Annotated in this window: 22 protein-coding genes; 13 read left to right on the forward strand and 9 right to left on the reverse strand. The window is 36.2% G+C overall.

What is annotated here, in order from left to right; genetic code table 11:
* Positions 1-11: 11 nt before the first annotated feature.
* A complete protein-coding gene (locus BR72_RS12545) occupies positions 12-1,460 on the reverse strand; it encodes a L,D-transpeptidase family protein (protein ID WP_035433458.1) in 1,449 nt (482 codons plus the stop codon).
* A gap of 378 nt (positions 1,461-1,838) precedes the next feature.
* On the opposite strand from BR72_RS12545, the gene BR72_RS12550 reads away from it, so the two are divergent.
* Together BR72_RS12550 and abc-f are read left to right on the forward strand one after the other, a co-directional pair.
* Positions 1,839-2,678 (forward strand): DnaD domain-containing protein, encoded by an 840-nt coding sequence (locus tag BR72_RS12550; RefSeq protein ID WP_035433459.1) that lies wholly within the window; start codon positions 1,839-1,841, stop codon positions 2,676-2,678.
* Positions 2,679-3,185: 507 nt separating this feature from the next.
* Complete coding sequence (gene abc-f / locus BR72_RS12555) at positions 3,186-5,114, forward strand: ribosomal protection-like ABC-F family protein (RefSeq protein WP_035433460.1); 1,929 nt, start codon at positions 3,186-3,188, stop codon at positions 5,112-5,114.
* 256 nt (positions 5,115-5,370) lie between these two features.
* Here abc-f and BR72_RS12560 read toward each other — a convergent pair whose 3' ends face one another.
* Positions 5,371-6,036: a TetR/AcrR family transcriptional regulator gene (locus BR72_RS12560; protein ID WP_051957313.1), complete on the reverse strand. Its 666-nt coding sequence runs from the start codon at positions 6,034-6,036 to the stop codon at positions 5,371-5,373.
* 150 nt (positions 6,037-6,186) lie between these two features.
* On the opposite strand from BR72_RS12560, the gene BR72_RS12565 reads away from it, so the two are divergent.
* The 4 genes from BR72_RS12565 to truA all read left to right on the forward strand — a co-directional run bounded on the left by BR72_RS12565 (position 6,187) and on the right by truA (position 9,828).
* Positions 6,187-7,155 (forward strand): aldo/keto reductase, encoded by a 969-nt coding sequence (locus BR72_RS12565; RefSeq protein ID WP_035433461.1) that lies wholly within the window; start codon positions 6,187-6,189, stop codon positions 7,153-7,155.
* A gap of 142 nt (positions 7,156-7,297) precedes the next feature.
* Positions 7,298-8,143: a hypothetical protein gene (locus BR72_RS12570; protein ID WP_035433462.1), complete on the forward strand. Its 846-nt coding sequence runs from the start codon at positions 7,298-7,300 to the stop codon at positions 8,141-8,143.
* A 193-nt stretch (positions 8,144-8,336) separates the two neighbouring features.
* Entirely contained in the window at positions 8,337-8,834 is a 498-nt protein-coding gene (locus tag BR72_RS12575) for a DinB family protein (RefSeq protein WP_035433463.1), read from the forward strand.
* 256 nt (positions 8,835-9,090) lie between these two features.
* The gene (gene truA, locus BR72_RS12580; protein ID WP_035433464.1) at positions 9,091-9,828 is read left to right on the forward strand and encodes a tRNA pseudouridine(38-40) synthase TruA; all 738 of its coding nucleotides are present in this window, start codon (positions 9,091-9,093) and stop codon (positions 9,826-9,828) included.
* Between the two features lie 51 nt (positions 9,829-9,879).
* On the opposite strand, the gene BR72_RS12585 is transcribed toward truA, so the two are convergent.
* Positions 9,880-10,758 (reverse strand): phosphotransferase family protein, encoded by an 879-nt coding sequence (locus BR72_RS12585; RefSeq protein WP_035433465.1) that lies wholly within the window; start codon positions 10,756-10,758, stop codon positions 9,880-9,882.
* Between the two features lie 64 nt (positions 10,759-10,822).
* Complete coding sequence (locus tag BR72_RS12590; protein WP_035433466.1) at positions 10,823-12,223, reverse strand: sigma-54 interaction domain-containing protein; 1,401 nt, start codon at positions 12,221-12,223, stop codon at positions 10,823-10,825.
* Between the two features lie 282 nt (positions 12,224-12,505).
* Between BR72_RS12590 and BR72_RS12595 the strand changes: the two genes are divergently transcribed.
* Both BR72_RS12595 and BR72_RS12600 read left to right on the forward strand, forming a co-directional pair.
* On the forward strand, positions 12,506-12,760 hold the full coding sequence (locus tag BR72_RS12595; RefSeq protein ID WP_035433467.1) for a biotin/lipoyl attachment domain-containing protein: 255 nt from the start codon (positions 12,506-12,508) through the stop codon (positions 12,758-12,760).
* Between the two features lie 234 nt (positions 12,761-12,994).
* Complete coding sequence (locus BR72_RS12600) at positions 12,995-14,410, forward strand: amino acid permease (RefSeq protein WP_035433468.1); 1,416 nt, start codon at positions 12,995-12,997, stop codon at positions 14,408-14,410.
* Positions 14,411-14,471: 61 nt separating this feature from the next.
* Here the strand turns inward: BR72_RS12600 and BR72_RS12605 are convergent, their stop codons facing one another.
* Positions 14,472-15,140 (reverse strand): DUF1232 domain-containing protein, encoded by a 669-nt coding sequence (locus BR72_RS12605; protein ID WP_035433469.1) that lies wholly within the window; start codon positions 15,138-15,140, stop codon positions 14,472-14,474.
* Between the two features lie 127 nt (positions 15,141-15,267).
* Between BR72_RS12605 and BR72_RS12610 the strand changes: the two genes are divergently transcribed.
* Complete coding sequence (locus tag BR72_RS12610) at positions 15,268-15,876, forward strand: manganese efflux pump (RefSeq protein ID WP_035433470.1); 609 nt, start codon at positions 15,268-15,270, stop codon at positions 15,874-15,876.
* Positions 15,877-16,123: 247 nt separating this feature from the next.
* Complete coding sequence (locus BR72_RS26745) at positions 16,124-16,282, forward strand: hypothetical protein (protein WP_020061179.1); 159 nt, start codon at positions 16,124-16,126, stop codon at positions 16,280-16,282.
* A 47-nt stretch (positions 16,283-16,329) separates the two neighbouring features.
* Here BR72_RS26745 and BR72_RS12615 read toward each other — a convergent pair whose 3' ends face one another.
* Both BR72_RS12615 and glsA read right to left on the reverse strand, forming a co-directional pair.
* Entirely contained in the window at positions 16,330-16,671 is a 342-nt protein-coding gene (locus tag BR72_RS12615) for a DUF3969 family protein (RefSeq protein WP_035433471.1), read from the reverse strand.
* Positions 16,672-16,859: 188 nt separating this feature from the next.
* On the reverse strand, positions 16,860-17,789 hold the full coding sequence (gene glsA / locus BR72_RS12620) for a glutaminase A (protein WP_035433472.1): 930 nt from the start codon (positions 17,787-17,789) through the stop codon (positions 16,860-16,862).
* 454 nt (positions 17,790-18,243) lie between these two features.
* Here glsA and nagE point away from each other — a divergent pair, with 454 nt between their 5' ends.
* Positions 18,244-19,743: an N-acetylglucosamine-specific PTS transporter subunit IIBC gene (gene nagE / locus BR72_RS12625; RefSeq protein ID WP_035433473.1), complete on the forward strand. Its 1,500-nt coding sequence runs from the start codon at positions 18,244-18,246 to the stop codon at positions 19,741-19,743.
* Positions 19,744-19,791: 48 nt separating this feature from the next.
* On the opposite strand, the gene BR72_RS26415 is transcribed toward nagE, so the two are convergent.
* A complete protein-coding gene (locus BR72_RS26415) occupies positions 19,792-20,073 on the reverse strand; it encodes a hypothetical protein (protein ID WP_141771652.1) in 282 nt (93 codons plus the stop codon).
* A gap of 110 nt (positions 20,074-20,183) precedes the next feature.
* Between BR72_RS26415 and BR72_RS12630 the strand changes: the two genes are divergently transcribed.
* Entirely contained in the window at positions 20,184-21,371 is a 1,188-nt protein-coding gene (locus BR72_RS12630; protein WP_035433507.1) for a serine hydrolase domain-containing protein, read from the forward strand.
* Positions 21,372-21,882: 511 nt separating this feature from the next.
* The gene (locus BR72_RS12635; RefSeq protein WP_231559716.1) at positions 21,883-22,452 is read left to right on the forward strand and encodes a hypothetical protein; all 570 of its coding nucleotides are present in this window, start codon (positions 21,883-21,885) and stop codon (positions 22,450-22,452) included.
* Positions 22,453-22,833: 381 nt separating this feature from the next.
* On the opposite strand, the gene pyk is transcribed toward BR72_RS12635, so the two are convergent.
* Positions 22,834-24,249, reverse strand: coding sequence for a pyruvate kinase (gene pyk, locus BR72_RS12640; RefSeq protein WP_035433475.1), 1,416 nt, complete (start codon positions 24,247-24,249; stop codon positions 22,834-22,836).
* Positions 24,250-24,417: the final 168 nt, after the last annotated feature.

Raw genomic sequence — 24,417 nt, forward strand, 5'->3', positions numbered from 1 at the left:
AGAAAATATTGTTAGTACACAACAACCGGTTCATTAGTACTAAGATTATCATACACAGTTTTCGCAATACTAGGAGGGAGGTTAACACATCCGCCCGAACCTCCAGTTAAATAGGCATTATTTGCCCAGTTTGTTCGCCAGCCGGCATCGTGGAATCCTTGTCCACCGTTTGTAAATGGAGCCCAGTAATCCACATTAACGGAATAATCGGGTTTACCTACTGCACTGCCTTTTAGTGTGTACGGTGTTCGTTTATAAAGGATATACCATACACCTGGTGATGTATCTTCACTCGTGCTATGTTTACCAGTTACTACATTCGTTGTGACTACCAATTGTCCATCTTTGTAAATCCAAATTTGCTGTTCAGCAATTGACACTTCCGCATACGTGTCTCCAATGCCGTTATTCGCTGTTGTTTCATAACCGATGCCTTCATTATTCCAGCCATTTCCGTAAATATGAGAAGCAGAAAGCGATTTTTCCCCTTTTTCGAAGGCTTCTTTGACGCGTTTTGCTTCTTTTTCAATATCTATTGCCCAGCCATAGCCTTGTCCTCTTACTGATATGACCGAACCAGAATGGGTTTTAAATGTGAAGTTTTTAGTTAATGTTGATTGAGAATTATTAATTTCAGCAATCTTGTTCTTAATGTCACTTGCGTCGATTGTAACCTTCATATCTTTTGACATAGAGGCGTTTTTAATTAAATCTTTAGCTTTTAAAGAGTGCACTTTATTTTGTACCTTATAATCAATGGTTTGTTGAAGAAGATTCTGTAGTGCTTGTTCTTCTTTTTTAACAATCGAATCGTTTTCTTTAATAGGCTTTATGTATACAGTTTTCAAATGAATTTCACTTTTATACTTCTGCTTGTCGTAATCTTTTAATAGACTAGCAACGTCATACTGTTTTCCGTCAACGCTTTTTGAAATAACAACTTTACCTTGTTCGAGTTTCGCCATAGCATCTTGAGGCGCTTTTAAATCTTCATTCATAGAGATGAGCTTTTCTTCTACAAGTTTTTTCAGCGTTTCGCTTCGATACTGATCCGCATTTTTCGGTAGCAGTGAATAATTTTTTCCCTTTGAAGAAGGGAAAAATGTCCACTGGCTTTTTAATAGTTCCTTAACTTTAGGCAAATCTTTTTCTGTAAGTTCCGTTTGTGTATTTTTTTCATCTAAAATTTGTTTCTCTCCGACATAGACCTTGTTTTCTAATCCAGATACTTTTAATTTCTGGATTGCCTGATCAGCAGTCATACCACCGACTTTTGTGTCATTAATCGTAATCTGTGAATTGAAGTGGGTTGTCTGATAATAACTCACTCCCCCAATAAGAAGCGCGATAATACCAACGCCGCCCGCTGTGATAAGTTTCCAATTTGTAGAGCGTTTGCTTGATCTTGACCGTTTTTTATCAACTTCTTCAACTGATTCATTTATTGTGTTGTTGTTCATAAACTATTCCTCCGTATATATCAACGTCAATCGATTTTAAACTAAAACCATTGATTAGTGTACCTTATTCTTCTTAAATTTTCATTACTTTTGACTAGATTTTATTGTTCTAAATTGGACAAATTTGGATTTTTTTAAATAGAATGACACTGAATAGCCCATTATAACCCCCTTGCAAGCCCCTTAAAAGCCCCTTATAAGTAATAAATCATTAAAAAAACAAAATAAAAAACTACTACTACAAGAATCACCCCGAAAGAACTAAAACCGTAGTAGTCATTTTTTTGAAAATCAAATTACCAAATTTCCTCTTTTGTCCTTATATCTATTAAGGAGACGGAAATCTCATATGTGTCATCAAAGATGGGAGGAATTAATATGGCGGTATACCGAAATGTACAGGTGGATTTTTGGCAGGACGATTTTGTATTGGAGTTAACGCCAGAGGAACGATACTTTTACATATACTTGCTGACATGTTCTAAAACGACGCAATGCGGCATTTATTCCTTGCCGAAGCGTTTAGCGGAGATGGAAACAGGTTATAACCGTGAGACTGTTGAGAAGCTGCTGCAGCGGTTCATCGATTATGGAAAAATAGTATATGATGCAGAAACGAAGGAGTTATACATCAAAAATTGGTTACGCTATAACCCGGTTACGAACACGAATATTGAAAAATGTGTGCTGCGTGAGTTAAAAACTGTGAAAAGCAAAAAGTTTGTATACATGTTTTTGGAAAAATGTTTGGAGGAAGAGATGAATATTCCGCTATTATTAGAGTATTTTGGCATACCAGTTAAGGATTCTCAAGCCGATGCTGAAAGCTGTGAAGCAGATGAAGGAATGACTCCAGATAGCGATGTATTCACGTTTTATGAACAAACCTTTGGCAGCTTGTCACCGTATACGAAGGAGGAACTGAATACGTGGATGAATGATTTGTCAGATGAACTTGTATGGAAAGCACTCCAGATTGCCCATGAAAATAACAAGCATACGCTTGCTTATGTGAAAGGCATTTTACGAGAATGGCATGAGAGAGGATATACGAAGCTTAGTGAAGTAGAGGAAGCAGCAGTGCGGTTTCGGAAGAAGGAACCTTCTGTCGTTCATGAGACTGAGGAGTTTCTAAAGGAGTGCGAGGAGTGGGAGAAAAATGTACCGTCTGAAGAAGAATTGCAGAGGTTCTTGCAGGAACATGGCTGGCATCCGTGAATTGGAAATTCCATTAATTGTATTTACAAAAATATCGAAAAGTGAGATAATAAAGAAAATTTCGAAGGGGGAAAGTAAGTTATGACACCAACTAATTGCTAATATTGATTTTAAATTAAAATTAATAGGGATTTTATAATGAGTATTAATTTTCCTAATTTTACTAGGTTTATTTGGTTATGCTCTTTATGGAATCAAGGCAATGTAGAAGGTAACTTACTTTACTAAAATCGAGATTATAATTTATAACATATTTCAAAAGTGGTTTTGAAATTGTTCGCCTCTGTTTAGTAGGCGAAGTGTATAGGCATAACAATGTGTTTTTGACGTACACATTTTCTGCTTGTATACAGTTTCATAAATTATATTCCGCAGATTATTTAGACTGTAAGAAGAGATCATCTTCTTATGGTCTTTTTATTTTTAACAATAAAATAGTAATGAAGGTCTGCTTTGTCCTGTCCATAAAATGCGTAACTTGTATTATGGATGAAAGAAGGGAATTGCATGTTTGAATTAACGTTAAACGGTATTAAGAAATATATGGATGCTACACTTGTTCTTAAAAATATAAGTTTTGAGGTTTATGCAGGAGAGAAGGTTGGGGTTGTTGGCGCAAATGGCAGTGGAAAGAGTACGATCTTGAAATTAATTGCGGGGATAGAGTCTATGCATTATTATCCAGGTTATCCACAAACCTCAAGCCCTGGATATGATGAAGGTCTTATTCACTTTCCGAGAGGGGCAACTTGTGCATATCTCGAGCAAACGCCTTCGTATCCACAAGGTTTAAAGGTGATTGATGTTTTAAACATGGCTTTTGAGGAAGTTCATTGTATAGAGAAAGAAATGCGTGTATTAGAAGGGCAAATGAAGACGTTAGAAGATGCCGCGTTAGAAAAAGCCCTGCAAAAGTATAGTGATTTAGTTCAATTATATGAAGCGAAGGGCGGATATGATATAGAAGAAAAATTAGGCAAGGTTTGCACAGGGCTGAAATTTGATGAGAGCTTTTTAAACAAGGATTTTGATTTATTGAGCGGCGGTGAAAAAACGACCGTTGTACTTGGGAAACTACTGATTCATGATCCAGACATATTGTTGCTTGATGAGCCGACCAATCATTTAGATATGGATTCCGTTGAATGGCTCGAGGGCTATTTGAAGAGCTATAAGGGAGTTGTCATTATCGTATCCCATGATCGATATTTTTTAGACAATGTAGTCACAAAAATTGTAGAAATAGAGGATATGGAGTCTATCACCTACAAGGGGAACTATTCATCTTATGTGAATCAAAAGGAAGAGAATTTACGCATTCAGTATGAGCATTTTAGAGAGCAGCAAAAAAAGATTAATTCCATGGAAAAGACCGTAACGGATTTGAGAGATTGGGCTATGAGAGCCGATAATAACAAGTTCTTTAGAAGAGCTGCTAGTATACAAAAAAAGCTCGATAAAATGGAGCGGATTGAAAAGCCGGTGTTTGAGAGACAAAATATGAAGCTACATGTAAAGGCTGCGCAAAGATCCGGAAATGAAACCATTAAAGCAGTAGGACTTTCTAAAAGCTATGGAGATAAAGTAATTTTTAAGGATGCTGATGTAATGGTTCATTACGGGGAAAGAGTGGGGCTAATCGGCTCTAATGGCAGCGGGAAAACCACGTTTTTAAAGATGCTTTTAGGGGAAGAGCAGCCGGATCAAGGTGTAGTGGAATTAGGTGCTAATGTAATGGCGGCATATTTACCGCAGAAAATTACTTTTAAAAGTGAAGAACTTACGGTACTGGAATGCTTTAGAGAGGATATCTCGATACTGGAGGGAAAAGCACGGGAATATTTATCAAAGTTTATGTTTTATAAAAATGGCGTCTTCAAAAAAGTAAAGCATTTATCAGGTGGGGAAAGAATTAGACTCAAACTTGGTATGTTGTTATATCAAGATGTAAATTTATTAATACTGGATGAGCCGACCAATCATCTGGATATTGATTCGATAGAGACTCTTGAGGAAGCTTTAGAGGATTTTAAGGGAACTATATTTTTTATCTCTCACGACAGATATTTTATTAATAAAATCGGTGAAAGAGTAATTGATATTGAGGATCACTCCTGTAAAAGCTATCTTGGAAATTACGATTATTATAAAAGCGTAAAAGAGGAGTTAAGCCTGAAGAATGTGAAGGAACCGGTTAAAAAGAGCGTGAAGGTGAAGAAACAAAGAAATGATGCGGACGATATAAAGGGGGAAGCAGTAAAGACTAAGGCACTAGTGAAGATTGAAAGGCTTGAAGAGGAAATAAGACAGCTAGATATAGCTATGGCTGCTGATCCTATCGAGTATGAGGAACTCAATCAGCTATATGGTAGGAAATTTGAATTAAATCATGAACTAGATTCGGCGATGGAATTGTGGTTAAGTTTTGGAGATTAACTTTAACGGTCTATATCTCTCCTAAGTTTTGTAAGTATTTAGAGATGAAAAGCTTTAAGTCTTTTGAGCAAATAATTGTAATTCATCAGATATAGAAATTGACATACAAAAACACTATCCTTTCTTATGATTCTATGGAAAGGATAGCGTATTGTTCATTTTAGGGGGATTAGCTTGATGGAAATATCGTGCCCCCTATAAGGTCTTTAAATGTTGAAAGAAATAAATGTGAAACAAGTGTTAGTTGGTAACCTGTCTATATATAATTCGATACTTTTTGAACAATATACTGTATTGTGGATTCCATTTTCGAATCATCTATCTCGTCCTTATATTTATGATGAATGACTTGTTGCTTTTTAAGAATGTAATAATCAAAAAGTGCTTGATATAAAGTCATATTGTTTTGAATTAAGATTGTAGGTTCAAAGAGCTTCCGCAGTAGTATATCGTCTTGGATAAGGATGAGTGCAGGGTTTATCGTGTTGAACACTTCTGTTTTTATATGTTTTTCATAGAATTTTTTTAATTTATTATTTCGTTCGTTTTGAGCTTGTACGATTTGCTCGTATAGTACAGGAGCACTATGCTTTAAATCTAATATAAAAGTATCAGATATATAAAAAGCAATGAGTAATGACTGCTCAAATGTTTTTTGAAAACGCTCTCCGAACGGGACTGTTTCTTCAAAAATGGTTTGATCGATACTAGTAATATATTCAGCATAAATCTTGACGATGTATTGGATAATCTCATCTTTTGATGAGAAATACTTGTACATAGTTGCTTTGCTAATATCCATATAACGAGCAATATCATCTGTTCGTAATGGGCTTATACCTTGTTTTTTTACAATCGGTAATAATTTAAAAATGAGCTTTTTTCTCATTTCTGCTTGATTATCGATATTGTTATTTAACATAACAACCCTCCTTGCATTCATTTTATTATAGGCTAGTTTATGGATTTATACAAATTAAACTAATTGAACTAAAAACACAAAAACAGTTTACTTGTTATTTTTTGTGTGTTATTCTCTTTTTACATTATCTTTTCGAAAGAAGGGGAACTTATGAAAAAGAAGAAACTAGGTTCACAAGGTTTAGAAGTAGCGGAAATCGGATTAGGTTGTATGGGGATGTCTGAATTTTATGGTCAAACAGATGAGATAGAGGCGACAAAAACAATTCATCGTGCTTTTGAACTTGGAATTACAATGTTCGATACAGCGGATATTTATGGATATGATGAAGAGGGAATGGGAACAAATGAAAAACTAGTAGGGAAAGCGTTACAAAAGGTTCGGTATGATGTGAAAATTGCAACGAAGTTCGGAGCGTTGCGAAATGAAACAAAATCACTAGGATATAACGGTTCTCCTCAATATGTGAAGGAAGCATGTGAAGCAAGTTTAAGAAGATTAGGAACAGACTACATTGACTTATATTATTTACATCGAGTTGATCCAAATACACCAATTGAAGAAACTGTAGGGGCAATGGCAAAGTTAGTGCAAGAAGGAAAAGTACGTTATATTGGACTGTCTGAAGTAACAGGTGAGCAATTAAAAACAGCTCATGCAATTCATCCAATTTCAGCTGTTCAAACAGAATATTCTCTTTGGTCACGCGATCCAGAGAAAGATATTTTACCAGTTTGCCGTGAATTAGGCGTTGGATTCGTTCCGTATAGTCCACTTGGCCGCGGATTTTTAACAGGAAATTTAACAAGTCGTGATCAATTAACACCTGATGATTGGAGATATTATAATCCACGTTTTTCAGAAGAAGCGTTTGCTTCGAATATGAAAATTGTCGAAGGAATTAAGCAGCTTGCGCTAAAGAAAGAATGCACGCCTGCACAATTAGCACTTGCTTGGGTTGTTGCCCAAGGCGAAGGAATCGTGCCAATTCCGGGTACAAAGCGAGTGAAGTATTTAGAACAAAATGTAGCAGCTCTTGAAGTAACTTTAACAGAAGAAGAACTAGCATATTTAAACACGATTGCGCCAATTGGCGGTACGATTGGTAATCGATATTAAGATTGATAATCATATGAAAAATCAAATAGAGAAACGTATGACTTCGAATTAATAAATATGTTTTATCTATATATAAATATAAATAATAAAATGATTTTGTGTACCCAATTTGAAATGTTAGATCATAAAGGAGCAAAAAAACATGAACAAATTTAAAGACATTCAAAATAATCATTTAGTATTAACACAATATCATCGTTGGTATCAAGTATATGAAGCTCCATTTAACAAAGCACGTATTGACAATCAGTTAGATATTTTAGCGGAAGAAATCGACATTTCATCGCAAATTGGAACAACGAAAGGGAAAATGGGTATAGAAGATAAATTAAAAATGTTTGAAGGATGGCAAAATGCACATCATGTTGAAAACACATCAATCAAACAGTTGAACGATGAGGAACTTTCATTAGAAGCAGATATTCTTTATCAAAATATACGCCCAGATAATAGTAGATACAGCTACAAAATTCATTATTCAACAATTTTGACACTTAGAGAGAATGACTTGCCTCTTTTTACAAATGTTCATTTAAAACCAATCGGTAATGTAGAAAATCCGCAATTTACATCGGCCTATGCAGACAATAGAGCAAAATCATTTATGCATTACTGGTTATATTTAATGGAAACGGTATCTGTGGACGGTGATAAATTCAAAGAACTACTAGCGGAACAATTTGAATTGAATTTAAGTACAGGTTCTAAAATCGATACATTAAAAGGATTTAACGAATGGTTGGCAACCATTTCAAATCAAGTGAAACAAAGCGGACATTATCCGAAAAATTTCTCAGTTACAGAAAATGCGGATAACACGATAAATGTTTCCGTAGATTTTGAATGGGAAGGTATTTCTGTTGATGATAAACCGATGGTTGCGGAAACACATCATGAATGGGTACTTGAAAATAATTTAGATGAGCGATTTGCTCGTATGAAAATGATGAAAGTAACTCAAACAAAGCCATTCCAAACAGTAGAATAATTTGAAATATAGTTCTGATACGAACAAAACAAGAAAATTGTATGTTAAGGTACCATTTAAATAAAAATCACCGATTTCCTGTACGTTAAAAAGTCGATGATTCTTGATATTTTGTTTCTTGTAATGTTCATAAAAGAAACAGAACAATAAAATTAGCAAATTAGAAAATAAAACAGGATGTGAGTCGATTATTATGGAGCAATCAAATAAAGCGTTTAGCGAGGCATTAGTAAAATCGTTAAGGGGAGAACGAGGACATCTTCCCATCAAGAATGCTTTGTCGGATATAGACGTGGCTCTTGCGGGAAAACGCAGAGAGGAACTACCTTATTCTATTTATCAATTAGTGAAACACATGACCTACTGGCAAGACTTTCTCTTATTAGCTGCTCAGGGGGAAAAACCTGCACTGCCTGCTCATGTAAGAGAGAGCTGGCCTGAAGGAGAATGTCCTGGCAGTGAGGAAGAGTGGAAACAGACGATTCAGTATTTTCTTCAGGGGATTGAGCAGGCATGCATGATTGCCCAAACTGCTCAATTGGACGAACCATTGGAGAGCTGGCCTGGTGAAACCCGAGGCGGTGTGCTACGCAATATTGCATCTCACAACTCCTACCATTTAGGAGAAATTGTACTGATTCGCAGATTATTTAGTGCTTGGCCACCGCCAACAGGTGGATATCCGGTCTAAACAAGGTTATTGGTTGAACCCTTTCCTGTGAATTGACTTCTATATTTTTAGATATGAATAATTACTTTGCGGTCTACAACAAGACCCTGTAATTACTCCTATAATACCGAATACAAGAGACCGATTTTGTATTCATAATCTACCACGGTACCCTGTAGCGTGGTATTTTTTCATATGAAGGTGTATATTTAGGTACAGGTAAAAGAAAGGCGGTGAGTCTGTTACTAAAACAGAATAACTTTAGTAGCAGAAAATAATGAACAACTACAAACTAACAATTCAATATGACGGCGGCCGCTATAAAGGCTGGCAGCGTCTTGGTAATAGCGAGAATACCATTCAAGGAAAAATAGAAAATGTATTATCTGAAATGTTCGGAAAAGAAATTGAAATTATCGGCTGCAGCAGAACAGATGCGGGTGTGCATGCTTTGAATCAAGTAGCTAACTTTAAGATTGATGAGAATTTGACGGAGCATAAAGTGAAAAAAAGTTTAAATCAATACTTACCAAATGATATTAGTATTACTGATGTGGAATTAGTTTCGGAGCGTTTCCATGCTCGCTACAATTCGAAAGCGAAAACGTATTTATATAAGATTTGGAATGAAGAACATACGAATCCGTTTATGCGAAAGTATAGCATGCATGTTGGAAAAAAGTTGAATATTGAAAGCATGAGAAAAGCAGCTCAATATTTTATCGGTTCGCATGATTTTACAGCTTTCTCTAATGCGAAGTCGAAGAAAAAATCAATGGTTCGTGAAATCTATTCATTAGATGTAATGGAACAGGATGGCTTCGTTCAAGTTAGAGTAAGCGGAAACGGATTTCTTCACAATATGGTGAGAAAAATTGTTGGAGCGTTAATAGAAGTCGGATTAGGCCAGTTAGACGCTGAAGCAATACCACAAATTTTAGAGGGAAAACAACGAAATCAAATCAATTGTCTTGCGGAGGCAAGTGGATTGTATTTGGAGAAAGTTGATTTTTAATTTAAACAAGCCCCCGTTTCAAAACACATTAGCTTTGAATTGGGGGCAAATTTATCGCACGTTTGAAAAAAACGTGTTTAGAATTGCTAAATTCTCCTGTAAAAAGGTTTGATGTTTTTCAATGCCTCTTTTTTTACACCAACCAATTGAGTTAAATGCATCCATAAAGCGATAAAATGGTAAAACTTCCTGTAAATTAATAAGAGGGCGAACGGACTCGTAGCCTTGTTGATAAGCTTCCATTGTGCCGGGATATTTTATAAAGATATCACGATTGATTTTTGTGAAATCTATTTCGGTTGCTCCGATGCGGGTACCTTCAAAGTCAATGATACCCGCTACTTGATTTTCATAAACTAAAATATTACCAGGGCGAAAATCCATATGTATAAAACTAGGTCCGTCTGGAGACGGAAGTAATTTCAAATGATGTTCAAAATATTGCAAGCTTTGTTCGTATAAATGTGGGTCGATTACTTCTTTTGCATATTTTGTAAAGGAATAAAAAAATTGCTGAATAAACGCAGACCATTGATTATACACATTGGGAATGGAACTTTTGAAGTCTTGCTCATTCGGAATAATTGCATGCAACGTAGCGTGTTGCACTCCGATATCATAAGCTAATTTGGCATCTACCTTCTCTGTAGCCGGTACACCGTTGATTGCGGATAATAACAATGCACCGCTACATTCCTCATTTCCTCCCCAATAATCTAATACTTGTGGTACGGATAACTCATGGCGTAATCGATCAAGTATGGTATATTCACGTTCAAGTTTTACTTTAGAAGAAGGAATCTTAACATAAACTGTACGTTGATTGATTAACTTGATTTTATAAACTGTTGAACTAAAAGATTGAGGAACATCTTCAATTGTTAATACGTGTAGTTTGAATTTTTTTATGACTTGTTCCAGCTTATCCATTTGCAAACCACCTATCTATAAACATCGAATATAAGCAAAGGTCTCTAGAATACATATAAAGCTACTAGTTCAACCCATACTTTTTTAACCGATATTGCAAGTTTTGCCTACTTAATCCTAAGTACTTTGCGGCTTGCGAGATATTTCCATTATGCTCGCTAAGAATTTCAATGATATATTCTTTTTCCATGTCTTTCATTGTGTTCTTTAAAGTTTTCGATTGATTGCTTTCCCATCTAGCTAGAGGAGGTTGAATAGAGCATTCATTTTTTGTTAGCTCATAAAAACGGGTTGGAATATGGGATGTTGTAATCATTTCCTCATCTTCAATTAAGTTCATAGAACCTTCAATGATGTGCTCTAACTCGCGAATATTTCCGGGCCAATCGTGTTGATAGAAAAAGTTGATTACGTTGTCATCCACACCTTGTACTTGTAAGCCAAACTGCATATTATATTTTTCAATAAAACGATGAAGAAGCGGTAAAATGTCATCTTTACGCTGCCGTAAAGATGGGAGAAATAAAGTAACGACGCTTAATCTGTAATATAAATCTTTTCGTAATCGATTGTGCGTGATAGCTTCAATTGGATCTTCATTAATTGTAGCTATGATGCGAACGTCTACTTCTTTTTCTTGTGTTCCGCCGATTCTTCGAATTGTTTTATCTTGGATGGCACGCAATAATTTAGCTTGCAGTGCTGGACTTAATGAGTTAATTTCATCTAATAATAAAGTTCCTCCATGCGCTTCCTCAAATAAACCAGGTTTATCGATTGCTCCTGTAAAAGCTCCTTTGTTTGTACCAAATAATAAGCTTTCCATTAAAGTTTCAGGAATGGCTGCACAATTTTGCGAGATAAAAGGCTTTCCGGCACGCTGGCTTTCATGATGAATACTTTGTGCAAATAATTCTTTTCCGGTTCCTGTTTCTCCGACGATCAGTACAGAGGAAGAGGTCCGTGTTACCCTTTTCGCTTCTGTAATAACCGATTGAATAGCGCTAGAATTCCCTATTATATGATCGAAGGTAAATTTCGTATGATGCACTCGCATGGCGTTTCCTTTACTCACTTGTTTTAATGGAAGAAACTCTTTTACGATTTCAACAGCGCCCTTGATTTTTCCGTTCTTCACGATCGGAAAGGTATCATTAATCGTTGTAATCTCTTGTCCTTTATTATTAAAATACGTTTGTTTGATATTTTTCTTTGCTTTTCCAAGTGTTAACGCCTCGATAAGAGTACTGTTTTGATTTTCTTCAAATGCAAATACTTCTAAAAGATTTTTATAGAGTACATCTTTATGATCCATCGATTCAATTTCCATCATTTTACGATTATAGATGATCGTTTTGCCTTCTTCGTTAATCATGTGAATCCCAATATCAATTTCATTCAGTAAAGTTTCATATAACGAATTCATTTCAACTAATTTTTTGAAATTGATTTCTTCTGTATGCATGTTTCATCTTCTCCTCGTTATACTCTATGAAGACTGATTTTTCTTAATTTTAATAAAATTTTTGCAAGTATGCAAAAAAAATTTGCGTTTTTAACCTTAAAAATTTGTCAAAGAGAAGAAAGAGTTTGTGTAAAATGCAGATGTTTTCAGTACGAACTCTTAAATCCAAGTAAAAAAATTAGGTTGGTATACATCTTGCATAAATAATAGTTGAATTCTAGCAATTTGGAGGTGGGTTAAAGGGGTTACATGCGCAATTCATAAGAGAGAGAGGTTTAAAAGATGAAAACAGTGATAGAAAACGTGTACAGTCCTTGTTATGGCAAAGTTGCGAAATTATTTATTAACGAAAGCTCCTATGTTTATGAGTGGGAGAAATTAGCTTTAATTGAAACGATGGATGAGCGGAAAGTAGAAGTAAAAGTGGGAATTAGCGGCTATGTGGAATTGCTAGAAGTAGAAGAAGGACAAGCTATCACGAATGAAACATTATTAATATCAGTTAGAGATGATTTATTGATCACAGGAAGTGATTAATACAGTCTTTCTAGATAATGTACCGTTTTCTAAGAGTCTTTTAAACAATTGTAGTAAATGATAAAAAATTTTTTGTAGCAACTATCTATCGAGTTATCGGTATTTCCTTGGATTGGGAGAGTTTCTTTTGAAACATCTCCCTCCTGTTACAAATTTATAGTAATAATGAGAATGCACTTTTATTTTTTTACATTATTTTTAAGGCGTTTACATCTTTGGGCAAGGGGGATTCATATGGAAAAGCAAAACCAGGAGTTAAAGCGAGAGCTAAAAAGTCGGCACATATTTATGATTGCACTTGGAGGGGTTATCGGTACAGGGCTTTTCTTAGGATCTGGCTATACAATTCATGAAGCCGGACCAGGCGGTGCACTTGTTGCGTATCTTGTTGGGGGCTTTGTTATGTATTTAACGATGCTCTGCCTTGGCGAATTAGCAGTTGCTATGCCGAATGCAGGATCTTATCAAATGTATGCTGCAAAGAATATTTCGCCTGCGGTAGGTTATGTAGTTGGTTGGATGTCATGGTTAAACTGGGCTGCTACGATAGGGATTGAGTTGATTGCAGTAAGCATTTTAATGAAGCGCTGGTTTCCTCATGTACCATCTTGGATATGGTGCGTCGTGTTTGCAGTCCTTCTTTTTTCGATTAATGCATTATCATCACGGAGTTTTGCGGAAGTTGAGTTTTGGGTTGCGGGCATTAAAGTCATTACGATTATTGCATTTATTATTTTAGGCGGGGCAGCGATGTTCGGATTTTTACATATGAAAGGAAATGAAGCAGCACCGATACTTTCAAACTTTACTGATCACGGGGGACTGTTCCCGAATGGACTGACAGCGGTTCTAATTACAATGATTGCCGTTAATTTCTCCTTTCAGGGGACCGAAATTGTTGGGATTGCGGCCGGTGAGAGTGAAAATCCGGAGAAAGCCATTCCGCAAGCAATTAAAAATACAGCTTGGCGTATATTGGTTTTCTTTATACTTTCTATGTTCATACTCGCTGGGTTATTCCCGTGGGAAAAAGCGGGATTAGTAGAAAGTCCATTCGTAGTTGTATTTGATAAAATTGGGATTCCATATGCTGCAGATATTATGAACTTTGTTATTATTACAGCGGTGTTATCAGTAGCAAATTCGGGCTTATATGCAACTTCTCGTATGCTTTGGTCTATGTCGAATCAAGGGATGATTAGTCCAATTTTTGGGAAGTTATCTAAAAAGGGTGTTCCTATTTATGCATTAATTACAAGTATGATTTTTGGTTGTCTTTCTTTATTATCTGGTATATATGCAGAGGATACAGTTTATTTATGGCTTCTTTCTATTGCAGGATTCGGTGGAATACTAGTCTGGGCATCGATTGGTTTATCCAATCTTCTTAGTAGAAGAACGTACATAAAGCAAGGCGGGGATATTAAGGATCTGAAATTTAAAACGCCGTTGTATCCCGTTGTGCCACTCCTTTGTTTCGGATTGAATATGGCTGTAATTGTGAGCATGGCTTTTATTCCAGATCAACGTATGGCATTGTATTGTGGTATTCCGTTTCTGCTTGCTTGCTTACTGCTTTATCATTTTTCTAAGAATAAAAAAATGAAACAGACTGAAGAAACAAATGCAAAAGAAGTACATAGCTTATAATGAAAACAAGGAAAATCGGTGCATGCTGCGCCGATTTTCTTTGTTTTTTATGTGGAATGCGCTATTCTTCTTTCGCTGATTTGTTTTTCATCGCAATTAATTTTTCCTTTACTAATTCTACCGCAATTGCATCATCTAAGTATCCAATGGGAAATATGTAATCTGGAATAATATCTGTTGATAAAACGAAATAAAGCAAGGCACTTCCGATAATTGCTCGTTCTTGCGATGTAATCGTTTCGTTGCAAAATTGATGATACATATCTGTGAGTTGATCAATGAAAGGACCTGTACTATCAAGCTGTTGCAATTTTGCTAGGAATCCTTCATGAATAAGGCGTGTGCCTTCTGTTGTTTTCGCATAGCGTTCGTAATTTTCAAGCTCTTGTTTTACACGAGTTGTTGTGTACTTGTAATCAAATACGTTAGAGGATTGTAATATGTTTTGAATGGCATCAATTGATGTATATATTTCAGTCTGGGGTTCAGTAGTTTGGTGAGGCTGTTTGGCGTACGTTGCATCATATAAGAACTGTATAGGAATTTGGAGACATTCTGCAAATTTTTGAAGGTGCTTTTTCTTCGCTTGTTGCTTTCCATTAATAATTCGTGAAATGGTGGAAGGGTCAATATTGGTTAGCGTTCCAAATTGTCGCATCGATAGTGAACGCTCTTGTAACAATTCCTTTAATACCGTACCGAGTTGATGATTTATATTCTGAATAGACATAGGTTTAGGCGCTCCTTTTTGTTTCTGAAATGTTGATATTTTATTAAAAGTATATGAAACAGACAGGCACAATTGCTCAATATTTGCATACGATGCAATAAAAAAAGCAATAAGGGAGTGCTTATTGATGTATATAACAAGTTTTCTTTCCATTCTTTTTATTGGGGTAGCTTCAAATTTAGATAATGCAGGTGTAGGTATTGCTTATGGAATTCGGAAGATCCATATCTCATGGTCCAATAATTTTATCATAGCTTTCTTCGGCTTTTTCTTTACACTGTTGGCAGGATTTTTCGGGAATTGGATTTCTTTGTTTATTTCAGATGTTACAGCTAATGTGATTGGTGCTATCGTATTGGGGAGTATTGGCGTATTGGTATTATGCCAGCCGATGCTTAGTAAAGCGGTAGATGAGAGAAAGCAAGGTAATGTATTGATGCGTATTTTACGTAATCCAGAAGCCGCCGATTTTGATGAGTCTAAAACAATTGGCTTTTCAGAAGCAATTGTGCTTGGCGTTGCATTATCCATTAATAACATTGCGGGTGGTTTTGATGCAGGTGTGACAAATTTGAATTTGTGGATGACCGCTATTATTTCGGGCTGCTTTAGCTTCTTATGTGTGAGGTTCTGTTCTTATATCGGTAAAAAATACTTAGCGCTGTATTTAGGGAAATGGGCAACGATCATTGCTGGAGCTTTGCTTATTATCATTGCAGTTAATCAAGTTTTGTGAAAGATATAAAATTAGAGAGGGCGAGAGCGTCTGGCTGTGCATAGAGGCGACCAGGGCCTATTCCTGCCACGTGCGAGAATGAAAACAAAAGGAGAAAGCAAGTAGCGGTCATGATGTATTCTGCGTAGCAGTAAGTATAGAGAAAAACAAATTTCTAGCATTTCCTCGGAAATACAACAAACCATTGCATATGTCGACGACATTTTATTTATACTAACATAGAATTTAGGTAAAGGAAGGTGTTAGTATGGGACGCGGTAAATCCTTTGATCATAAGAAAAAAGGTCATGATCATCAACCTCCAAAAGGTGCGTATATTCATAAAGATGTAAATGAACATACGTTAGAAGAGGAAGAATTACCAGTAAATATTGAAACGTATAAAAATAGTTTGAAAAAACATTAAAAAGCACCTAAAGAGGTGCTTTTTCTACATGTAATGGACGTTTCACTTTACCGAATGTCTTCAAATAATTGTTCCGTTTCTTCATACATTTCATAGTCGCTTAGTACTTGAATACAGCGCCATTTTAGCTCTTCGATATTTTGTTCTAAGTCTTCAGGGATTAGATTTTGAATGTCTTCTAATTCGATGCCAAAATGGACGATTTCTAATACTTTGTCATCAATACTTCGATCCATTAACAATTCCAGAACATCTAGATTAAATATGTATCGATAGGCTTCATCAAGGGAAACAACTTTTAATTTTAAACTTTCAACGATACTTAATACAAAAAGAAGGATCGTCTTCTCAAGAACTGCCTGATCTTCTGTTTGAAGGATGAGTTTCATGAGCACCTCCATCTTCCTCAACGGCTTACTGTCTGTAAGAGTTGATTAGTTAACCATTTAGAGCGAAATGTATTCTCTAAACTGAAGTTTCCTTTTATAAAACCTAGGCTGTACTTGTACTATACTATTCAAGGGTACATGGTGAATATGCACAATTATATTGAAAAAAGCGTCGTTTCAGACGCTTTTTAGAAAATGCTCCAACCTTCTTGTTCAGAAAGTAATTCTAATATTTTAAATCCAGCAATGCTATTTCCGTTTTCATCTAGTGCAGGACCAAAAATACCAATACCCATTTCACCTTTTACACATCCTAAAATTCCGCCAGCTACACCACTTTTCGCTGGAATCCCAACGCGAATTGCAAATTCTCCAGATTCGTTGTACATACCACATGTGACCATAAAGGTTTTACAAATTTTCGTAATGTGTTTTGGGATAATTTGCTTTTTATAATATGGATCATAACCATCCATTGCAAAGATAAGTCCAATACGAGCTAAGTCGATGCAGTTTACTTCGATTGCGCATTGACGTGTGTATAGGTCCATTAACTCTTCGATATCCCCATCAATGATGTTGTTTTGCTTCATATAGTAGCAAAGAGAACGATTTAAATAAGCTGTTTCTAATTCAGAGATGGCCACTTTAGAAGAATAGTTAATGGAAGGATTAGCTGTAATTTCACGAACAAAGTGAAGGATACGCTCCATTTTCTCTTCATTAGAATTTCCGGCAATCATACTCGTAATCGCTAATGCCCCGGCATTAATCATTGGATTTAATGGTTTAGATGGGCTTGTTGTCTCTAGCTTAATAATAGAATTAAAAGGATCACCAGTTGGTTCCATGCCAACTTTCGAAAATACGTACTCCTCACCGCAATCTAAAAGTGCGAGTGCAAGTGTAATTACCTTCGAAATACTTTGAAGTGTAAAGAGTGTCTGGGATTTTCCAGCATGAACGTAATGGTCGTCTTTATGAAAAATCGCAATTCCTAAATCATTAGGATCTGCATTTCCTAACTCAGGAATATACGTTGCAAGCTTACCTTGTTTCGTATAGGGCTGAACTCGATCTAATAATTGTTGTAAGTTGTTCGTCTCGATACACTGCATAATAAACACCCCTAGTTGTATTAGTGATTAAGCTTAACTTGCGAGGCAAGTGTGGAAATAAATAATAACATGAAATTGAGGAATGATGAAATGTAACTTCTATTTACATCTTGGGTATGTAAAATAAAAAAATGCCAAAAAAACCTTTTTCTTTTAGGGTGGTCGAGAGAGTCTGGCGGTGCATAGGAGCGGTCAGTGCCTGTTTGTGCCACGTACGAGCTTTTAAATCCAGTGCAGGTCATCTTTTTTTCTGTATAGCAGCGGCTTATGTGTCGGAAAATTTAAATGAATATACATAGAATTAAATAAACGAGCATAAATTTATAAAAAAAACCAAACATAATAACTACACATCTATACAACTATATGTTATTATGTTCCTGTAATAGAAAGCGTTTTCTAAAACATATTTGTAGTTGGTAACGATTTCATAATTAGGATAGGGGGAATTCAGATGTTGCAGTTTTTACAACGTATTGGTAAAGCGTTAATGCTCCCAATTGCGGTACTACCAGCAGCCGGTCTATTGCTTCGTTTAGGGCAACCTGACGTATTTAATATTCCTGTTATGGCACAAGCCGGTGCAGCAATTTTTGATAACTTAGCACTTATTTTTGCAATTGGTGTTGCAGTTGGTTTGTCTGTTGATGGCAGCGGTGCCGCAGGTTTGGCCGGTGCGATTGGTTATCTTATTTTGAAAAATACGACTGATACTTTAAGTAAAGGGTATTCAGCGGCAGAGTTAAACGATAAGTTGAAAAGTGTTCAAGATTTAGTGGGTTCTGTAGATCCATCTAAAGTAGCAGATACGTTAGGAAAGATTTCTAAAGCGGCGACGTTAGCACCAAAAATTAATATGGCCATTTTAGGTGGTATCATCGCTGGTATTGTTGCGGGATTACTATATAACAAATTCTATAAAATTAAATTACCAGAATGGTTAGGATTCTTTGCTGGTAAACGTTTCGTTCCAATTATTACATCTGTAGTGATGCTTCTGTTAGGTTTAGTATTTGGAGAAATTTGGCCAACAATTCAAAGCGGTATCGATGCGGTAGCACATGGTATCGTTAACTTAGGAGCAATTGGTGCAGGGCTTTTCGGTTTATTAAACCGTTTATTGATCCCGATTGGTTTACACCATGTAATGAATACGTACTTCTGGTTTGTATTTGGTGAATTTACAAACACAGCAGGAGCGGTTGTAAATGGCGATATTGCTCGTTTCTTTGCAGGAGATCCAAGTGCAGGTATGTTTATGACAGGTTTCTTCCCAATCATGATGTTTGGTTTACCAGCAGCATGTTTTGCGATGATCGCAGCAGCAAAGCCAGAAAAGCGTAAAGCAGTTACAGGTATGTTAATTGGTCTTGCGTTAACTTCATTTTTAACTGGTATTACAGAACCAATTGAATTCTCATTTATGTTCTTATCTCCAGTATTATATGGGATTCATGCTATATTAACAGGTCTTTCTTTATTTATAACAACAAAGCTTGGCATTCACGATGGTTTTTCATTTAGTGCAGGTGCAATTGACTACGGTATTAACTTCGGTATTGCAACAAAGCCAGTATTATTAGCAGGTGTAGGCTTAGTTTATGCCGCAATTTACTTCTTTGTATTCTATTTCTTAATTAAGAAGTTAAACTTAAAAACGCCTGGTCGTGAAGATGATGATGAGTTATTAGAAGAGGGAACAATTGCAGTAGGTGAATCTGGTTCTATCGGTGAAGCTTATGTCGCAGCGTTAGGCGGAAAAGACAATTTAGCTGTTATTGACAACTGTGCTACTCGTCTTCGTCTACAAGTGAAAGATGCAAGTTTAATAAATGAACAAGCATTAAAACGTGCCGGCGCAAAAGGTGTTATGAAATTAAGTGATACAAGTGTACAAGTTATCGTTGGAACAAACGTTGAGTCTGTTGCTGATGATATGAAGAAGCACGTATAAGGAATATGAAGGCTCTGACTAAAAAGTCCACTTATTAGTCAGAGCCTTTCACTTTTTGGTATGATTCAGCACAGCGGGGGCGACTACTTGTATGTCGAATATCATCGAATGGTCTTTATCCCGCATTAACGGGCAGTAAAAGGTGGGGAAGGGCAAGGAAGAAAACTGCCCGTAAAAGCCCGATTGGTGAGAGCTTTCCATCAGTAAGAAAGGCGTCACTGATGGAAGTTTCACTTTATATTGTGTCGAAGCGCCGATATATTGCAAAGAACGGTCGATAACAGAAGTCAGCTTCGTTTTTTCATTACAAATGTAACGGCTATCTTGCATTTTGGGTGCTCATTTTTATTTTTTTGTACATAGCATTGGTAAAACATTGGTTGCGTGATAAAGTAAGATGTGAAATGAGCAACTATGTGAAAAGGCAGGTTTTTATTGTTATGAAAACTCGCGAACCAATTGTATATGTAAAACGAACGATTATTCTTAGTCTGTTGTTTGCCTTGGTATATTGGGGGTATGCGAAAATTACTTCCCATGATAAAGAAAAGGCAACTTTGCAAGCGATGAAAGAAGAAGAAAAAGAAGTGAAAAAAGAAGTAAAGAAAGAAGAAGTAAAGAAAGAAGAAGTTGTAGAGAAACCAAAAGAAGAAGTGGTAGCTGAGCAACCTCCGCAAGAAATTAATAATCATGCTCAATTAGATGAGTATATGAAGAGTAAAAACTTTAGCGGCACAGCGGTTGTTGTGAAAAATGGAGAGGTTCTTTTAAACAAAGGGTATGGACTTGCCAATCAAGAAAAAAAAGTTGCTAATAATTCAGAGACATCCTACTATATTGGTTCTATTACAAAAGCTTTTGTCGCAACTTCAATTATGCAATTGAAAGAACAAAATAAATTAAACATACAAGATACGGTCGCGAAATATATTCCTGATTTTCCAAGAGGTGGAGAGATTAAATTAGTGCATCTTCTTACACATACATCAGGGATCCCGGAGTACAGCGAGGGATCAGAGAGCATCACCCATGAGGAATTAATTAGAAGAATAGGAAAGCAAAAGTTGGCATTCCCGCCCGGATCACAATGGAAATACTCCGATTCTAACTATTCCGTGCTTGCGTATATTGCCGAGAAAGTGAGTGGACAATCCCTTCAAGATTATATTCAAAAGAATATCTTTGAAGTTGTCGGTATGAAACATTCCGGATTTGGTGATCAGTTTCAACAAGGAAAATATCCATCTACTGGTTATAAAATAGTAGACAATAAAATGACAACACCAGCTGTACCGAGTATGTCGCAATTATTTGGCTGCGGTGATATATACACGACTGCATATGATTTATATTTATTTGATCAAGCTTTGTTTACAGGAAAGCTGATTTCAAGCGATAGTTATCAACAAATGTTTACCGCAGTTAAAAAGGAGTATGGTTTTGGTTGGTATGTGAACCCTGGCAGTTATTCAAATCATGGTGTTATGCCAGGATGGAATTGTTTAAATAGTTTTAGTAAAGATGGAAATACATATGTTGTGTTATTATCAAATATTCAAAATAATATTAAGTCGTTTGGCGTTGTAAGTAATGATATTTATACGATGGTACGGCATGAGGAAGGTTAGAAAGCTATCTTACGAGATAGCTTTTTTTGTAGTTTTATATGGGGATTTTTGTGAAAAACAAAACCTAAAAAACTTTTCTATGCCTGGCCATGTATAGAAGCGGTCAGTGCCTGTTTCTGCCACGTGCGAGGTTTGAAACAAAGGGAGGAAGCGAGAACAGGTCTGCATAGCCTCGACTTCTATGTTGGGAAATTAAAATAAATTTAAATCTTTGGAAAAGCATGAGATAATGATAAAAAATGTAAAAAATAAGGAGATAAATATGGGGATCCATGAGCATCATGCCAGGAATGGAAAAAGGTTTTTTCTTTTTTCTATTTTTATATTTTTACTTGCTATTATAGCGTTTATCCTTGAGTATGTTCGAACGCCGCATTTCCAGTGGAACAAAGATACAATGCCCTTTGTTAGCATGATAGTAACAGCCTGCCTGTTTATGATTTATAGTTTTGTAGAAAGAGGGAGAGCGAAGAAAATTGGCGCAACAATTCGGATCGAAGGGGCCGCGTCGATGCTACAACACCAGCGATTCGTTGTGCGAAGAGAAGTATCTTACGTGACTACAGTTACATACTTTTCGATGGATGGAAATACAATGGGGATTTTAAGAGAAGAATATGAAACAAAACTGCAAAGGCTATGGAAGATTTCCGTATCGTTTTTTTTGAGCGCATTGATTGAAAAACGTTTTGTTTTGTATAACGAATTGGGCGAGGCGATGCTGATTGTAAAACAAAAAGCAGGCATGTCTTTTTCATATACGTTTTATGACTTGGCAGGGAATAAGATCGCTGGGTTGAAACAAATGTTGAGCTTAAAAAAGTTGAAGTGGTTCTTACTGTCTGAGCATGATGAAGAAATTGGTGAGATTACTGGAGATTTGTATGCGAATATCCAAAAGGGACAATGGAATGATGGTAGTGCTATTGAAGTAAAAGAAGATGCGATTCCAGTAGAAGCAATTGAGTATTTTTCGGCTAGTGGTGGCTCGCTTGTTAATTTATCAGTTGTGGAACATGCGAAGTATGAGAAAGCTTTATATTATGCGGTAGCCGCAATATTAACGTTGAAAAATAATTAGATATGGTGGAGGAGCTGACCCAAAAAACATATAAGCACTTTTTGGGTCATTCCTTTTTCACGTTATCGACCTTTCTTTGCAATATATCGGCGCTTCGACACGATTTAAAGACTTCTCGACTATATTCGACATATAAACAGTCGATTCACTGAGCTGAATCGTACCGAAAGGTGAAACTTTTGGGACATCCTCTTTTTTACTTTACTAGCGGGTAGGGAAATATCTTATATATGAATCCATTTAAGTTTTTCACCATAGAAATTGCGGTTATGCAAAATGCAACAAGACCTGCTCTTGTTTTCTACCTTTGTTTTAAAACAGGGAACAGGTCCTGTCTGCTTCTCTCGCCCCTTTAAAAAGAAAAGAATTTATCGTTTTTTATTACTTCACAACCTCAATTTTCAGTAGATTTGTTGTGCCACGTTCGTTAACAGGGACACCTGCTGTTACGATAATGATATCTTGCATAGAGACAAGCTGTCGTTCTTTAGCTTTACTTATTGCTTGTTCAATTACTTCATCTGTCGTTTGTTTTTGGGGAGTGAAAAGTGGATATATGCCCCAGACGAGTGCGAGTTGCTGCATAACAGATTGTTCAGATGTTGTTGCGATAATTGGTGTATTCGGACGGTATTTTGAAATCATTTGTGCTGTATAACCGCTTTTTGTTGGTGTTAAAATTGCCTTTGCTTGTAAAGAATAAGCTGCTTGGACAGCAGCAGCTCCAATTGTTTCTGTTATTTGTTTATGGTCATTGTGAAGAGACTGCTTTTGGTTTTGAAATAAAGAAGATTCTTCTACTTGCAGAGCAATTTTATCCATCATTTGTACAGCTTCTACTGGATATTCACCGGCAGCTGTCTCTCCAGAAAGCATAATCGCATCTGTTCCGTCAAAGATGGCGTTTGCTACATCGGATGCTTCCGCTCTTGTTGGTCTTGGATTTCTTTGCATAGAATCGAGCATTTGTGTTGCTGTAATGACTGGTTTTCCTAGCGTATTGCAAGTATGAATCAATTGTTTTTGAATGATTGGTACATATTCTGCCGGAATTTCGATCCCCATATCACCGCGTGCAACCATAATCCCATCTGTAACTTCGACAATTTCTTTTATATTCTCAATTCCCTCTTGGTTTTCAATTTTTGCGATGATACGAATATGCGAGGCGTTATACGCTGCTAATATATCGCGTACTTCTAAAATGTCGGTAGCTTTACGTACAAAAGAGACTGCGATGTAATCAACCTGTTGCCCTATGCCAAAAAGAATATCTTGTTTATCTTTTTCAGTAATACCTGGCAGGCGGATTTTTACATTTGGTACGTTTACACCTTTATGATCTTTAATGATTCCACCATGTATAACTTTCGTTTGTAATTCGCCATTATCTTTCTTTGTTACCTCTAGCTCTAATAATCCATCATCGAGTAATAGATGCGATCCTATTTCTACATCATCATATAGACCTTCATAAGTGACAGAAAAACGTTGAGATGTTCCGAGCACTTTTTTCATGGAAACAATAACCGTTTCTTCTTCCCGTAATTCTGCTTGGCCACCTTCAAATTCATCTGTGCGAATTTTAGGTCCTTTAATATCTTGTAAGAGCGCAATGTTATTTTGAGAGGCTGTGGCAGCTTTTCGAATTGTGTTGATCCGAACTTGATGTTCTTCGTGCGTTCCATGAGAGAAATTTAACCGAGCCACATTCATTCCAGACTTTAGTAAAGAGAGCAGTGTTTCGTATTGTTCACATGCAGGTCCAATTGTGCAGACAATTTTTGTTTTTCGCATATCAAATTCCTCCTATTTATAGAAGCTTCATTTTAATATGTTGCACTTGTAGGTGTACTTCATGTATACGTATGTAATTTGTATTATTTACTGTTAAAAGTGTTGTTTTTGGATATAGTCCTATGTATATAGAAGAACGTGGTTTTCATAATGGAGAAGTTGTATCGA

It is taken from the genome of Bacillus sp. UNC322MFChir4.1 (assembly GCF_000746135.1).
Taxonomy (GTDB): Bacteria; Bacillota; Bacilli; order Bacillales; family Bacillaceae_G; genus Bacillus_A.

Coding starts and splice junctions, on each gene's coding strand:
- glsA (WP_035433472.1), bottom strand. CDS start 17,789: ATGCAGTGTATCGAGACGAACAACTTACAACAATTATTAGATCGAGTT.
- BR72_RS12595 (WP_035433467.1), top strand. CDS start 12,506: ATGAAAACAGTGATAGAAAACGTGTACAGTCCTTGTTATGGCAAAGTT.
- BR72_RS12610 (WP_035433470.1), top strand. CDS start 15,268: ATGTATATAACAAGTTTTCTTTCCATTCTTTTTATTGGGGTAGCTTCA.
- BR72_RS12560 (WP_051957313.1), bottom strand. CDS start 6,036: ATGTTAAATAACAATATCGATAATCAAGCAGAAATGAGAAAAAAGCTC.
- BR72_RS12605 (WP_035433469.1), bottom strand. CDS start 15,140: ATGTCTATTCAGAATATAAATCATCAACTCGGTACGGTATTAAAGGAA.
- BR72_RS12575 (WP_035433463.1), top strand. CDS start 8,337: ATGGAGCAATCAAATAAAGCGTTTAGCGAGGCATTAGTAAAATCGTTA.
- BR72_RS12570 (WP_035433462.1), top strand. CDS start 7,298: ATGAACAAATTTAAAGACATTCAAAATAATCATTTAGTATTAACACAA.
- BR72_RS12565 (WP_035433461.1), top strand. CDS start 6,187: ATGAAAAAGAAGAAACTAGGTTCACAAGGTTTAGAAGTAGCGGAAATC.
- BR72_RS12550 (WP_035433459.1), top strand. CDS start 1,839: ATGGCGGTATACCGAAATGTACAGGTGGATTTTTGGCAGGACGATTTT.
- BR72_RS12630 (WP_035433507.1), top strand. CDS start 20,184: ATGAAAACTCGCGAACCAATTGTATATGTAAAACGAACGATTATTCTT.
- nagE (WP_035433473.1), top strand. CDS start 18,244: ATGTTGCAGTTTTTACAACGTATTGGTAAAGCGTTAATGCTCCCAATT.
- BR72_RS26415 (WP_141771652.1), bottom strand. CDS start 20,073: ATGCAAGATAGCCGTTACATTTGTAATGAAAAAACGAAGCTGACTTCT.
- BR72_RS12590 (WP_035433466.1), bottom strand. CDS start 12,223: ATGCATACAGAAGAAATCAATTTCAAAAAATTAGTTGAAATGAATTCG.
- BR72_RS12615 (WP_035433471.1), bottom strand. CDS start 16,671: ATGAAACTCATCCTTCAAACAGAAGATCAGGCAGTTCTTGAGAAGACG.
- BR72_RS12585 (WP_035433465.1), bottom strand. CDS start 10,758: ATGGATAAGCTGGAACAAGTCATAAAAAAATTCAAACTACACGTATTA.
- BR72_RS12545 (WP_035433458.1), bottom strand. CDS start 1,460: ATGAACAACAACACAATAAATGAATCAGTTGAAGAAGTTGATAAAAAA.
- BR72_RS12635 (WP_231559716.1), top strand. CDS start 21,883: ATGCTACAACACCAGCGATTCGTTGTGCGAAGAGAAGTATCTTACGTG.
- truA (WP_035433464.1), top strand. CDS start 9,091: ATGAACAACTACAAACTAACAATTCAATATGACGGCGGCCGCTATAAA.
- BR72_RS12600 (WP_035433468.1), top strand. CDS start 12,995: ATGGAAAAGCAAAACCAGGAGTTAAAGCGAGAGCTAAAAAGTCGGCAC.
- BR72_RS26745 (WP_020061179.1), top strand. CDS start 16,124: ATGGGACGCGGTAAATCCTTTGATCATAAGAAAAAAGGTCATGATCAT.
- abc-f (WP_035433460.1), top strand. CDS start 3,186: ATGTTTGAATTAACGTTAAACGGTATTAAGAAATATATGGATGCTACA.
- pyk (WP_035433475.1), bottom strand. CDS start 24,249: ATGCGAAAAACAAAAATTGTCTGCACAATTGGACCTGCATGTGAACAA.